The sequence below is a fragment of the Cryobacterium sp. AP23 genome, assembly GCF_054075385.1.
Window position 1 is genome coordinate 93,129 of the sequence record NZ_CM133415.1, and the last position, 13,602, is coordinate 106,730.

Genomic DNA, 13,602 nt, shown 5'->3' on the forward strand with positions numbered 1-13,602 from the left:
ATGTGGTGACCAGGCATCACCACATGCGCGGATCCAGTGGTGATTGTGCGGACCGGGGGAGCTAGATCAGACCAAGGGATTCGGCGCGACGGACGGCGCCGGCGCGGCTGCTCACATCGAGCTTGAGGAAGATGTGCTTGGTATGGGTACGCATCGTGTTCAGCGAGACGAAGAGTTCCCGGGCGATCTCCGGACCGGACAGGTCGGTGGCGAGAAGTCTCAGCACGTGCAACTCACGGTCGCTCAGCGCATCCACCGGCGGATCTGAGGACGCAGCGCCTTCGGTGTCGCGCAGGGCACGGCTGAGCCGACGAACATAGTCGGGACGGATGCCTCCCCCGGCGGCAGCGCGTAGGAGCCTCAGCATCGAGCTGCCCTCGTCCACGAACAGGCGGAAGTATCCCTCCGGCTCGGCCTGAGTCAGGGCGCGCTCCAGCGGGACCAGAGCGAGGGGGATCTCTCCCTGCGCCTGGAACGCCAACGCCTGCAGGACGAGAATCTCGTTGACGCTCCCTCTCCGGCCGCCCGATTCGGCGGCATCGAGCAGCCTGGCCAGCAGCCCCTGCGCCGCATCCGCACTTCGCGTTGCGGGGTCGAGGACGTGCCGTGCGATCAGCAGCCGCGCCAGCGTGAGGTGCCCGAATTCGTGGAGTCCATCCAGCTGATCGGAGGTGGACAGCGCCTGCTCCGCGATCCACGCGCTCGCCTCGGCGAGGCGGCCCTGCATGATCCGAACCCGCGCCTTCATGCCCCCGATGGGGCGGACCTCGGGGAAGAACCCACGCCGGTAATGCTGCTCTGCCGCGTTAAGAAATTCCACTGCGAGATCACGTTCGCCATCGGCCTCGTGCACCCTCGCCATGGCCACGAACCACCGATATCGATGCTCGTGTGAGAGGGAGCCCTCACCCAGCGCCGCGCTGGCACTGAGCTGATCCCGGGCCAGCGCGAGTTCATTGCGCTCCCGTAACACGTCGCTGAGGCCCGCACGAAGATCCGCCGCTGGCTGGCCCCCGTTTCCGTGCGTGAGCGCCTGCTCCAGCGCGTCCTCGTAGATTTGCTGGGTCTGCCGCAGCCGACCGAGGGGCAGGAGCATGTCCGCCATGACCATGGTGGTGCTCAGCGCGTCAGTGAGGTTGCCGGCCCGTCGGAGACTGCGTGCCGACTCTTCGAATGCCGTCACGCCCGCCTCGAGGTCGCCATTGGCCCACGACGCCAGTCCCAGCAAGCCGGAGGACGCGCCTCGCCCCAAATCATCCTCCGGCTCGGCGGAGTCGAACGCGCGCTGAGCATGGTCGGTGATGCCGGCGAGATCTCCCGTGGCCAACGCGAGTGACGCACGATAGAGCTCGATCGTCACGGGCAGGGTCTGGAGCTCCCCGCCAGGCTCGGAATCGTGAGCCGGCGTCTCCGCATCCGTCTGCGCCGACAGCAAGCGTTCGGCCTGGGCCAGCTGACCGTCCACCGACGGGATGTCGCCGGCCACTAGGGAGGACCACGCGGAGAAGACCAACAGCACGGGCCGGCGTTTTTTGGAGTCATCCGGCAGCATGCTGAGCCAGCCGAGCAGGGTCGCATCCTGCCTGCTCTTGCGGACGCCGGGGATGGTGGCCTCAATCAGGCGTGCGGCCCGGGCGAAATCGGAGGCCTCGAACGCATGCCTCACCGCGTCCTCGGGTGAATGATGCAGCTCGTACCACTCGCTGGCGCGGCAATGAAGGGAACTCACCTGATCGGAGCCGAGGGGGAGCAGCCGGGCACGCAGAACATCGGCGAACAGATGGTGGTAGCGGTACCACTGCCGCTGATCGTCCAGCGGCACGATGAACAGGTTGTCCCGTTCCAGAGATTCGAGCATCGTGCCGCTGTCAGTCCGCCCGGTCACGGCGTCGCAGAGGTCGCCACTGAGCCGGTCGAGAACCGCCGTTTGGACGAGGAACTCTCGAACGTGGGGTGGTGCCCGGTGGAGAACCTCCTCGACGAGGTAATCGATGATGAATCGGTTGCTGCCCGCGAAGCCATCGATGAAGGCGGGGATGTCTGAGCTTCCGCGCAGGGACAGCGCGGCGAGCTGGAGTCCCGCGATCCAGCCCTCTGTTCGCACCTCGAGCGCCGAGACGTTTTCGCGGGTGAGCGACAGGCCCATGGCCTGGTTGAGGAAGGCTGCTGCTTCGTCGGGGGTGAATCGCAGGTCAGCGGCGCGCAATTCCGTGAGGTTTCCGCCGGCTCGCAGTCGCGCCAGAGGCAGAAGCGGGTCGGAACGGCTGGCTATCGTCACGTGCATCATGGACGGCAAGTGGTCAAGGAGGAACGCGACCGCGTCGCGACTGGATGGGTCCTCGATGATCTGAAAATCATCCAGGATCAGAATGATGGGGTGTGCGCTGCGTGAAGCGTCGTTGATGAGTGCCGTCAACGTCGCCTCGGCAGACTGACGACCGTTGTAGTCGTCGTGCCCAAGATCTGGATTCGCTCCCTGGAGCGCGGCGACCAGGTAGGTGAGGAACCGGACCGGGTCGTTGTCGCCCTGGTCCAGGGACAGCCAAGCGACCCTGACCGTCGGATCGTGTCGACGAATCTCTGCAATCCACTCAGCAAGAAGAGTGGATTTACCGAATCCAGCTGGAGCGGAGACGAGGGTCAATCGGCGTCCCGCGCGGTATCCCTCGTTCAGCAGATCGACGAGTCGATGGCGGGCTATGGCCTGGGAGCGCGGCGGTGGTACGAAGAGCTTGGTGGCCAGTACCGGCATTTCCATTCGCTCATCCTAGGCGTGTCAAGGATGTGGAGTCTCGCCGCGGGTGAGTGAGCAGTCGTCGTAGGTGATCGACCCGGTCTTCGTGGTCTGGTTGGCCGAGTAGAGCTGCGGAACGATTCGGTCGCCGGAGTTCACTGCAACGGAACTGACCCGCACCGCCGTCCACGTCGATGCCGGGAGCGCCTTGAACGTGGTTGTCGTCAGGTGAGTGGATTTTGACCAGTCAGTGGGGTACTCCAAGAATCGCACCGTCAAATTGAGTCCGGGGGTGGTGGGGCGCACCCAACAGGAGATCGTGTAGGTGGCGCCCTTCACGCTGGACGACACGGCGGTGTTCTGGGTGATGCCCACTGAACCTGCCGTGGCGGATGCGGCTGACACCGTCAGGGCGTGGGAACCGCCGTGGGCCGGGCTCTTGACAGAGGCCAGCGTGCCGGTGGTGAAGGCCCGCCAGCCCCCGGTGCCGGCTTCGAAGCCCGGATCGGGAAGCACCTGTGCTGCTGCGGGCGGAACGGTCGGAGGAACAGGCGCTGCGGTTGCCGCGGTATAGGTGAGAATCCCGCAGCTGCTCGGCGCGAACAGGCGATGTTGGGCGATGATGATGCCTGTCGCATCGAAACTCACGGGACAGGGTTCGATTGTGGTCGACAGCACAGCCCCGGTCGCCTCGTTGACGCCGAAGATATGGCCCGGGGTGCCCGTGTTGTATCCGCTGTAGAACCAAACGACGCCGTTCGCGATCAGCGGTGCCGCCGCGGCGACGATGGCCGGGCCCGATTGGTCTGTCGGCAAGGAGCGCTTCCAATACACGGCGCCCGTTGTGAGGTTCACGGCGGAGATGACGCTGGCGATGGTGCTGGATTGGTCGGTGACGGTGAAGATGCCGACGTTTCCGTCGAAGGCGAGGTTATTGTCGCTGCGCGGTAACGTGCGCACCACGCCGCCGGTCGCCGGGTTGAGAACGAGGGTGAGCCCGGTGTCCTGGCCCGTGATGCTGGTGATGTAGAGAAGACCCTTGTTCAGGGCAGGGCGAGCCGAGCCCCATCCAGGTCCGAAAAATCCGCCGGGCTTGGTGATCGACCAGAGGCGCTGGCCGGTCGCAATCGTATAAGCCTGAACATACGGACCGTTATTGATGAACAGTCTGCCGTCCGAGATGAAGGTGGACGCGTTATTTGCGACCTGAGATGTGAGAAGGTACTTGAGTTTTCCGGTGGCAGCGTCGAGGACCGCTCTCCCGACGGACACGATGCCGCCGCCCACTTCGAGAGTGGAGTTCGAGGACAAAGCTGTCGACCAGATCACTTTGCCGGTGGACAGGGCGAGTGCCTCCACAATCGTTGTTCCGTTGGCTGGATCGTCATGTTGGAAGTAGACCGTGGAACCGGAGATTCGTTGCGGATACCCGAAGTGATAGTCATTGCGCCAGATCAGTGACCCCGTCGAGGTCGAGTACGCGGACAGGAACGAGCATTGGTGCTGGCGATCGAGGACGACCGTGACGCTGCCGGCGACACTCACGGTCGTTGCCGCGCTGCCGTCCGTACTCGGGCAGAGCGGGGGCGATGCCTTCCAGCTGGCTTTGATCTCAGCCGGGAGGGTCTCCGCAAGCTGGGCGTTCTGGTTGGCGGCATTCGTGCCCGCGCACAACGCCTGCGTGCCGCCTGCCGGGTAGGGCACATGGCCGACGGGTGCCGGGTCCGCCGCGCTGACCGGCCCAGCGACGGCCGTGGATGCAATGACAACGGCGGCAACAAATACAGCAATGGAGAATCGGGTTCTCATTGTCGTCCTCGGGTCGGGATCATCATCGACCCAGTAGTGGAGAGAATATTGACAAGTCGGAGTTTGTCAATGCTCTTCACGACCAGGTGACATGGGAATTAATGAGGACATGGATGGGCCGCTGGGGCCGGTCGAGCCCGAGGAACCGGACGAGTTGGAGCGCCTGCGACGACGCGCGTATGGGCCGGATGCCGACATCGCGGGCGATGCGGCGGCTCAGGCTCGCCTAGCTGAGTTGGAGGCCGCCCAGCACCGACCGCGGATCGCTGTCGGTTCGAATGTCGAGTTGGCTGCGCCTGCTGAGGGATCGGCCGGCGAGCCCGGGGCCGACGACGAAGCCTCCGCACCACGCCGCCGCTGGCTAGCGATCCTCGGTGTGGCCATCGCGGATGTCGCCCTGATCGCGGCCCTCATCACGTGGATGTGGCCACGCGCACCGGATTACGTGATCGCCCCCAATTTCGTGCAGCCACCGGACTTCGTGCTCGCATTGGAATCGGACGGTGCCGACGCCGATGAGCCCAAAGACCCTCACGGCACTCTCGATCGGCTGGGCCTCAATGTCGACGAGATGCGGCGTTACGAGGACTTCGGATACCTCAGCGTCTGGAGCGGGGATTCTCGCTACGGCACGGCATGCCTTCTCGTGGCTCACCCTGTTCAAGGGCTCAACGAGGGGATCGGTGCGGAAGCGTGTGTCGCCGGAGGTGTTGATGCCATCGCCGACCTGCCCATGTTGGACGACAGCCTGATCCGATTCGTGCTCAGGAGTGACCAGGTGGATGTCTACGTGTACAGGAGGGCCGCCGACCCGGTCGCGCCGCCAGGTTAGGAGGGCGCCGGGTCACTGATCCTGACGCGCCGCCAGGTTAGGAGGGCGCCGGGTCACTGATCCTGACGCGCCCGGATCCGTTGGATGGCCGGGCCGAGAGCCTGCGCGAGGGCGCAAGGTGCTGCTTGGGTTGGGGTCCGGTTGACTTGGACGTAGCGTCACCCCATACCGTCGATCGTGGAAGGGGACGGGATGAGCCCGGGAAACGACTGGAGCATTCAGGAAATCGCCCGATTGGCGGGCACGACCAGGCGCACGCTGCGCCACTACCACGCCATCGGCCTCGTGACACCGAGCCGGATCGGCGACAACGGCTACCGCTACTACGACGCCGATGCGCTGGTGCAACTGCAACGGGTGCTGCTGTTGCGCCAGCTCGGCCTCGGCCTGCCCGCGATCGGCGAGGTCCTCGCCGGGCAGCGCGACGACCTTGCTGCGCTGCGGACGCACCTCGCGTGGCTGGCCCACGAACAGCGGCGACTCGGCCGGCAGATGGCCAGCGTCGAGCGCACCATCACCGAACTGGAGAGAGGCGAGAAACCCATGGCAGAGAAGATGTTCGACGGCTTCGACCACACCGAATACAAGGAGGAGGTCGAGCGACTCTGGGGCACGGACTCCTACACGGAGAGCGACGCGTGGTACCGGTCGCTGTCGCAAGACCAGAAGGACGACTTCCTCATCGCGGCGGCGGAACTGGGCGCCGACTGGGCCGCCGCGGCTCAGCAGAAGGTCCTGCCCGACTCCGCTGAAGCGCAGGCGCTCGCGCAGCGGCACTACGACTGGTTGGCCAGCATCCCCGGCACTCCACGGACGCCAGAGGGGCACCCGACAAAGGAGTACCTCGTGTGGATGGGGGAGATGTACGTCGCCGACGAACGCCTGGCAGCAAACTACGGCGGGCTCGAGGGCGCGACTTTCGTGCGCGACGCGATAGCGGTGTACGCCGAGCGAAACCTCTAGGCGGCCGGCCCGGTGCCGTTTGCTCCGCCGGCAAAAGTCGGAGCTCCGAATGATTGCGCGTCTCGTTTCCGTCGGCTAACATACAATCAAATGGTTGTATTAGAGCTTTCAGATCAGGACGTCAACCGGCTCTTCCGCGCCCTCGCAGACGCGACGCGGCGGGATATCGTGCGGCGCACGTTGGTCGCCGATGTCTCGGTGTCACAGCTGGCGGATTCCTACGAGATGTCGTTCGCGGCGGTGCAGAAGCACGTTGCAGTTTTGGAGGAGGCGAGGCTCGTGACCAAAGAACCTCATGGTCGTGAGCGGATGGTGCGGGGAAACCCGGATCGCATCCGCGAGGCGCAGCGCCTGCTCGACCGTTTCGAGGAGATCTGGCGTTCGCGTATTGACCGCCTTGACGTCCTGCTCGCTGAAGACGACCCGACACCACCCGACGCGTAACCGAAAGGAAGATCATGCCTGTCACCTCTGTCGAGAAGGACCTCGACCAGCTCACGATCACGATCGTCGCCGACTTCGCCGCGCCCCTCCGCCGGCTCTGGGATGCCTACACCGACCCGCGCCAGCTCGAGCGATTCTGGGGCCCGCCCACGTACCCGTCCACATTCGTCCGGCACGACGCCGTGACCGGCGGGCGCAGCGTGTACTCCATGACCGGTCCAGAGGGAGACACCCACTACGGCTGCTGGGAGTGGACGGCAGCCGACGCTCCGCACTCATTCGAAGTGACCGACAGCTTCGCGGATGAGGCAGGCGTGCCGAACACCGATCTGCCGGCCATCCGAATGGTCTTCGCTTTCGAGGAGACGAGCGGCGGAAGCCGCCTGAGGACAACCTCGCACTTCGACTCGATCGAGCAGATGCAGCAACTCCTGGAGATGGGCGTGCTCGAAGGCACCCGCGAGGCCATGGGCCAGATCGACCAGGTGCTGGCCGACCTGGCGTCCTTCGCCACCGAGCGTGCAGCGGAGGCGCAGATCCTCAGCGACACCCAGGTACGTGTGGCCCGGGTCATCCGCGGCACGGTCGACCAGGTCTGGCGGGCACACAACGACGCCGCCCTGATGAAGCGGTGGCTGCTCGGTCCGGACGGCTGGTCGATGCCGGTCTGCGAGATCGCGACCGCCGTCGGCGACAGCTACCGCTATGAGTGGCAGCGGGACGGTGGCGACGAGCGATTCGGCTTCACCGGTGAACTGCTCGAATCGGAGGCGCCGTACCGCGCGGTCACTACGGAGGCGATGATCGGGATGGACTTCCCGGCGACGCTCAACGAACTGACCCTCACTGAAGTCGAGGGCGGCACCCTGCTCTCCCTCGTCATCACCTACGCGAACGCCGAGCAGCGCGACGCGGTTCTGGCGACCGGCATGACCGACGGCATGGAGACGAGCTACCACCGCCTCGAGGGGCTGTTGCAGCCGACAATGGCCTGACAATCGCCCTGGCGAAGGCGCAGTTGCGAGCATTCAGTGCCGCAGCTGTGCCTCGGCCGTCGTATCCGGGTCGCCCTCGATCGGGACGGACTCGGCCTGCTCCAGGTACTGCGCCGAGATGAGGCGGTACGACTTTGTGAAGAATGCGGCCGCGGCGGCGAGCACCATCAGGATGCCGGCGATGAGGAACACGAGCGCGATGCCCCGCGCCTCGCCGGCGCCCAGCAGCCAGCCGAGGCTCGAGCGTCCATCGGTCGAGTTCATGAACGGAATGATGATGAACTCGGCGATCGGCGCGATGAGGAACGCCGTGATGGGGGCCGCCGCCGACTCGAACGCCGCCGCGAACCCGAACACCCGGCCCTGCTCGCGGAACGGCACCACCTTCTGGATGACCGTCTGCTCCGAGGCCTCCACGGCCGGGATGAGCGTCATGTACAGCCAGATACCCACGGCGTACAGCCACCACCACTCGCGGATCGTGAACAGCGCCCCGAGCACACCCATGAGGATGACAAGCACCAGCATCGTGCGGATCGGGTTGCGGCCGAGGCCGAACTTCGCGATCAGGAGGCCACCGATGATGAACCCCGTCGACGTGACCCCGAGCACGATTCCCCACACCTCGACGGGGAAGAGTTCGAGGCCGTACGGGTCCATCAGCGCCATGTAAACGCCGCCGATGAAGTTGTTGAACGTGGAGAAGATGATCAGCGCGAACAGCCCGGTCGCCGCCCGCACCGCCGTGATGCTGCCGCTCAGGTCGATCAGCGGACGCCGCTCGCCATCCTGCTTCGGTTGGTCTTCCGGGATGCGGAGGAACAGCAGGTGCAGCAGCGCCGCCGCCGACAGGGCGATCGCGAGGACGAGCGTCCACCCCATGCCCAACATCCCGATCGCGAGCCCGCTGAAGACGCTGGTCACCATGAACGCGAGCCCCTGCACCGTGCCCACGAGCCCGTTCGCGTTCGCGTGCCGCTCGACCGGGATCAGCAGCGTGACGACCGTCGACAGGGCGATGTTGCGCATGTTCTCGATCACCGCCCCGAAGAGGATGATCCCGCTGAACAGCCAGAACCAGGGCCCGCCGAGGTCGAGCAGGGTGGACTCCGGGAACAGGAAATAGAGTCCGCCGCTGACGCTGAACGCGATCAGGGTGACTGCGCCGGCGAAGACCATGACGAGGTGCTTGCGATGCCGATCCACGATGGTGCCGAACGCCATCGAGAAGATGGCGACGAGCAGCATGTACGCTCCGCCGATGATGCCGGTCGCGAGCACCGAGCGCGTCTCCAGGTACACCCAAAAGGTGAGGGCGAACCAGAGGAAGCTTGTCGTGACGTTCGCGACCGCCGTGTTCACCAGCACCTGCGCGAACGTGCGGGCACCACCGGGTGGCGGTGTCGTCTCTGATTCGATGGCGGCCGTTGCCCCGTCGGATCCGCTCATGCGATCGTCCTCTCCTGGTGTGCTCAGAGTCGCCGTCGCGCGCTCCAACCGCTCCGACCGACAGGCCTAGCCAAGCGGAGACCACTGACATTTATTGTAGGGAGACGCCGCCTGGATGTCGCGGGTAACCTGACCACGAATCACCTTTTGCGACCCGGCGACGGCCTCCGCGACCCTGGCTATGCTCGACGCAAACGGGAGGAGGGACTCGATGCCTGGCAGCGACCGGCCCCGTCTTGCCCCTCGGCTTCCACGGATGACGGGACGCGACCCGCAGCAGTCCCATCGCGCGGCGACCCCACTGGAACTGCTCTTCGACCTCACCTTCGTCGTCGCCTTCGGCCAGGCCGGCGACCAGCTCGCCCACGCCCTCGCCGAGGGGCACCCGGCCTCGGGCATCAGTGCTTTCGTCTTCGCGGTGACGGCCACGTGTTGGGCGTGGATCAACTTCTCCTGGTTCGCGTCCGCGTACGACACCGATGACTGGTTCTATCGGCTCACGACCATGGTGCAGATGATCGGTGTCGTTGTCTTCGCCCTGGGGATCCCGGTGTTCTTCGCGTCGGTCGAGCATGGTGGACCGGTCGCCAACGGTGTTCTCGTGGGCGGCTACATTGTCATGCGGGTTGCGCTGATCGGCCAGTGGTTGCGGGCCGCCGCGCAAGACCCCGAACATCGCGCAACCGCGCTGCGATATGCGCTGGTTGTCGGCGTCGCCCAGGCCGGGTGGATCACCCTGGCCATCCTCAGCCTCGGGGTCGTGCCCTTTTTCGTCTGCGCGGTGGTCCTCTTCGCCTTCGAGTCCGTCGGCCCGGTCGTGGCCGAGCGGCACTCGTCGGGGAGTCCCTGGCATCCGCACCACATTGCGGAGCGGTACGGGCTGCTGGCCATCATCACCCTCGGTGAGGGCATCTTCGGCACCGTCGCGGCGGTGTCGGTTCTGGTGCAGGAACAAGGCTGGAGCGGCGAGGCGGTGATGGTGGTCGTGGCCGGGGTGGGCCTCACGTTCGGGCTGTGGTGGAGCTACTTCATCATGCCCTCCGGCCCGATCCTGGCCCGGTTCCGGTCGCGGTCGTACGGGTGGAGCTACGGGCACATTCCCATCTACGGTTCAATCGTCGCAGCGGGGGCCGGCCTGCACGTCTCGGCTTACGTGATCGAGGGCCACACCAGTGTGGGTGTCGTCGGGGCGATTCTGGCCGTCGCGGTCCCGACGCTGATCTTCTCCGTGACCATGTTCACCCTTTACACGTTCCTCCTGCGCACGTTCGACCCGTTCCACATTGCGCTGTTCGCCGGCACCGTCCTGCTGCTCATCGCGGCGGTCCTGCTGGCGATGGTGGGTGCCTCGTTGGGCGTGTGCCTGCTCCTGGTCACGTTCTCACCCGCGGTCGTCGTGGTGGGATTCGAGCTGGTTGGGCACCGTCACCAGGCCGAGACGCTGAACCGAATCCTGGAGAGGGCCCCATAGTGCCCTGTTACCGCCCGGTAGTACCGTCTCGCTAAACGGATGCAGCGCCCAGACAGGAGAAGTTCCATGCTGAAGCAGGTCGCGGAGGGTGTGCTGGTGCACGAGAGTGAGTTCATTCAGAGCAATGCGACCGTCGTGCAGGGGCGAGCGGGGGTGCTGCTCATCGATCCAGGGATCACCCGGGAGGAACTGGTCGACCTCGCGAACGACCTCGGAGAGTTGGGCCAACCCGTCGTGGCCGGCTTCTCAACGCATCCGGATTGGGACCACCTGCTCTGGCACGAGACCTTCGGCGACGTGCCCCGCTACGGCACCGCTCGCTGTGCCGCGGCCATCCGGGATGTGCTGGCGCAAGCCAACTGGAAGGACCAGGTCGCGGAAGGACTACCGCCGGAGTACGCCGAGGAGATCCCGATGGACCTGCTTGGCCAGATCACCGGCCTCCCCGCCGGCGCCGCAAAGATTCCGTGGGACGGCCCCGACGTGCGCATCATCGAGCACCGGGCGCATGCGCCGGGCCATGCGGCGCTGCTGATCGAAACGAGCCGGGTCCTCGTCGCGGGTGACATGCTTTCCGACATTCTGATGCCCTTCCTCGACCTGGCTAACGCGAACCCGCTCGAGGACTACCTGGAAGCGCTGGGGCTGTTCGACAGCGTGGCGGGCGATATCGATGTCGTCGTGCCCGGTCACGGGTCTGTGGGTGACGGTGATCAGGTACGCGCACGGATCCGACGGGACCGCGAGTACGTCGTGGCTCTGCGGGACGGCGGTGACCCCGACGACCCGCGGGTCGACCCCTCAGGCGCGATGGGTTGGCTCGCTGACGTGCACGGGTGGCAACGTGCGCAGCTCGCCACGAAGCGCGAGCACGACGAAACGCCCGGATAGTCACGCCGCTAGCCGGGCTGACGCGGACGTACTCAGACCGAAAAGTGCCCAGCCGATACCGGGTCCGAGATGAGCGAGCACCCCGTAGAGCCGGTAGCCGCCGAGCGGGTCGGTGAATGAGCTCGGCAGCAGCGCCCACGCGAAGGCGATTGCCAGCAGAGCACCGATGCTCACCAGCAGGCGCCGGCTCGGCTGGCTCGCGAGCGGGTTGCTCCTGGTCCCAAGCCCGAGCAGGATGAGCCCGATCGCCTGGACGGGGAGGAAGAACGGCGCGCCCAGGCCATGCACGCTCAGATCGATCAGCGCTGGAATGACGAGACCGAGCAGGGTCAGCACGAAGCCGACCCGAGCCCATCGTCCGGTTGTGAGTCGCAGGCGCACCGGGAGCAGGACCAGTCCCGCGGCGATCAGCAGGTTCGGGATGCCACCGAGCAGCATGCCCCAGAACAGCATCGACCCGCCCAAAATGGTGCGGTCCTCGTTGTACGACGTCGGGCCATGCGATGTCGTGAAGACGAGCCAGAGCGCTGCCCCGAGTAGGCCGCCCGTCACCAGCAGAAGACTCGCCCAGCGATCCCGGGCGACAGCATCGTGCGCGTCATCGGCCTGCCACGGCGGGAACCGTGGCCACCACCCCGGCACGTTCCGTCGGTAGCGGAGGTACTGCTCGCCGTAGGTGCGGGTGAGGGTGGGCTCCTCGTAGCCCTTCACGAACGCGACGACCGCGGTGAGGACGATCGCGGCGTACAGCACGAGCCCCCAGCTGCCGAAAAGGAGGGCCTGGCCGAGGATGATCGCGAGCACCGCGAGGTACATCGGATTGCGCACGTAGCGGTACACCCCCGTCACGACAAGCGTGGCGGTGGGGACGACGGGAGCGGGTGTTCCCTGGTGCCGGGCGAACAGTGCGAAGGCGTGCAGCAGGAACGCCACCCCGGCGCCGATTCCGATCCAGGCGACCGGAAGAACGACCCAGGCCGCGCCGGCCCAGTCGTACCAGTGCCAGCCGGAAATGAGCCACGGCACGAGACCCGCGACGATGCCGGGCGCCAGGATGAGAAAGACGATCGTCCCGATCCACGCGCGTGCCGGCGAGGTTGCCTGGGCCATGCGCGTCAGGCTAGTCCGAATCGTCATCCTCTGTATGCTGTTGCGCATGTCAGCACCGCAGATATATCTGACCTTTCCCGGCACCGCGCGGGACGCGCTCGGCTTCTACGCGGACGTGTTCGGCGGCGACCTCGACCTGAACACCTACCAGGACTTCGGCAGGACCGACGGCCCACCCGGGGCCATCGCCCATGGAGTGCTCAACGGCCGGGTAGCCCTCGCGGGATCCGACGCCGCCACGGGCGAGAAAGGGTTTCGGCTCGAAGGCCTCCGGCTGTCCCTGCTCGGGGCAGCCGAACCAGCTGAGCTGCATCGCTGGTTCGATTCCCTGGCCGACGGTGGCTCGATCGTTGACCCGCTCGGCCCGAAACCGTGGGGCGCCTCCGATGGCCAGGTCATCGACCGCCACGGACTGCACTGGCTCATCGGCTACGAACCGGAAAAGTGAGTGCTGCTATGGCACTGATGTGGGAAGAAGTCGTCGTCGACAGTCACGAGCCCCGGGTGCTCGGCCTGTGGTGGCGGGATGCGTTGGGCTGGGTCGTGGTCGGCGAGAGTGACGACGAGCTGGAGATCGCGCCGTCGGAGGGCGCGCATCCGACGCTGCTGTTCGGTGCGGTGCCCGAGAACAAGACCGTGAAGAACCGTCTGCACCTGGACTTCGTGCCCGACGACCAGGCCGCCGAGGTGGAACGTCTGATCGCGATGGGCGCCGTCCGCGCCGACATCGGCCAGGACGACGTGCCCTGGGTGGTGCTCGCCGACCCCGAGGGCAACGAGTTCTGCGTGCTCGCGGCCCGTTCCGCCTAGGGTCCAGCCGCGACCAGGCATCGCCTCGGCTTTAGCCCACGAGGGTGCCGTAGTACTTCTCCGCCTGCCGCCCGGCCGTGATCGCGGTCTTGTC

12 protein-coding genes are annotated in these 13,602 nt (G+C 66.0%); 8 read left to right on the forward strand and 4 right to left on the reverse strand.

The window, feature by feature from the left end; all coding sequences use genetic code 11:
• Nucleotides 1–61 precede the first annotated feature (61 nt).
• Together ACU5E9_RS00450 and ACU5E9_RS00455 are read right to left on the reverse strand one after the other, a co-directional pair.
• A complete protein-coding gene (locus ACU5E9_RS00450; RefSeq protein ID WP_456811686.1) occupies nucleotides 62–2,758 on the reverse strand; it encodes a LuxR C-terminal-related transcriptional regulator in 2,697 nt (898 codons plus the stop codon).
• An 18-nt stretch (nucleotides 2,759–2,776) separates the two neighbouring features.
• Nucleotides 2,777–4,543, reverse strand: coding sequence for an outer membrane protein assembly factor BamB family protein (locus ACU5E9_RS00455; protein WP_456811687.1), 1,767 nt, complete (start codon nucleotides 4,541–4,543; stop codon nucleotides 2,777–2,779).
• 91 nt (nucleotides 4,544–4,634) lie between these two features.
• Between ACU5E9_RS00455 and ACU5E9_RS00460 the strand changes: the two genes are divergently transcribed.
• From ACU5E9_RS00460 to ACU5E9_RS00475, 4 genes are all read left to right on the forward strand, one after another.
• Nucleotides 4,635–5,375, forward strand: a complete 741-nt coding sequence (locus tag ACU5E9_RS00460; protein ID WP_456811688.1) for a hypothetical protein — start codon at nucleotides 4,635–4,637, stop codon at nucleotides 5,373–5,375.
• 192 nt (nucleotides 5,376–5,567) lie between these two features.
• Nucleotides 5,568–6,338, forward strand: a complete 771-nt coding sequence (locus tag ACU5E9_RS00465; protein ID WP_456811689.1) for a MerR family transcriptional regulator — start codon at nucleotides 5,568–5,570, stop codon at nucleotides 6,336–6,338.
• Nucleotides 6,339–6,428: 90 nt separating this feature from the next.
• Nucleotides 6,429–6,782 (forward strand): ArsR/SmtB family transcription factor, encoded by a 354-nt coding sequence (locus ACU5E9_RS00470; protein WP_456811690.1) that lies wholly within the window; start codon nucleotides 6,429–6,431, stop codon nucleotides 6,780–6,782.
• Between the two features lie 14 nt (nucleotides 6,783–6,796).
• A complete protein-coding gene (locus ACU5E9_RS00475; RefSeq protein WP_456811691.1) occupies nucleotides 6,797–7,777 on the forward strand; it encodes an SRPBCC family protein in 981 nt (326 codons plus the stop codon).
• 33 nt (nucleotides 7,778–7,810) lie between these two features.
• Here ACU5E9_RS00475 and ACU5E9_RS00480 read toward each other — a convergent pair whose 3' ends face one another.
• Nucleotides 7,811–9,226 (reverse strand): MFS transporter, encoded by a 1,416-nt coding sequence (locus ACU5E9_RS00480; protein ID WP_456811692.1) that lies wholly within the window; start codon nucleotides 9,224–9,226, stop codon nucleotides 7,811–7,813.
• 256 nt (nucleotides 9,227–9,482) lie between these two features.
• On the opposite strand from ACU5E9_RS00480, the gene ACU5E9_RS00485 reads away from it, so the two are divergent.
• Both ACU5E9_RS00485 and ACU5E9_RS00490 read left to right on the forward strand, forming a co-directional pair.
• Complete coding sequence (locus ACU5E9_RS00485; RefSeq protein WP_456811693.1) at nucleotides 9,483–10,697, forward strand: low temperature requirement protein A; 1,215 nt, start codon at nucleotides 9,483–9,485, stop codon at nucleotides 10,695–10,697.
• 66 nt (nucleotides 10,698–10,763) lie between these two features.
• Nucleotides 10,764–11,588, forward strand: coding sequence for an MBL fold metallo-hydrolase (locus ACU5E9_RS00490; RefSeq protein ID WP_456811694.1), 825 nt, complete (start codon nucleotides 10,764–10,766; stop codon nucleotides 11,586–11,588).
• Here the strand turns inward: ACU5E9_RS00490 and ACU5E9_RS00495 are convergent, their stop codons facing one another.
• Nucleotides 11,589–12,698, reverse strand: coding sequence for a methyltransferase family protein (locus ACU5E9_RS00495; RefSeq protein WP_456811695.1), 1,110 nt, complete (start codon nucleotides 12,696–12,698; stop codon nucleotides 11,589–11,591). It abuts the gene before it with no gap.
• A 46-nt stretch (nucleotides 12,699–12,744) separates the two neighbouring features.
• On the opposite strand from ACU5E9_RS00495, the gene ACU5E9_RS00500 reads away from it, so the two are divergent.
• Nucleotides 12,745–13,146 carry a VOC family protein gene (locus ACU5E9_RS00500; RefSeq protein ID WP_456811696.1) on the forward strand — a complete coding sequence of 134 codons (402 nt, stop codon included), beginning with the start codon at nucleotides 12,745–12,747 and terminating at the stop codon, nucleotides 13,144–13,146.
• A gap of 8 nt (nucleotides 13,147–13,154) precedes the next feature.
• Entirely contained in the window at nucleotides 13,155–13,508 is a 354-nt protein-coding gene (locus tag ACU5E9_RS00505) for a VOC family protein (RefSeq protein ID WP_456811697.1), read from the forward strand.
• Nucleotides 13,509–13,602 lie beyond the last annotated feature (94 nt).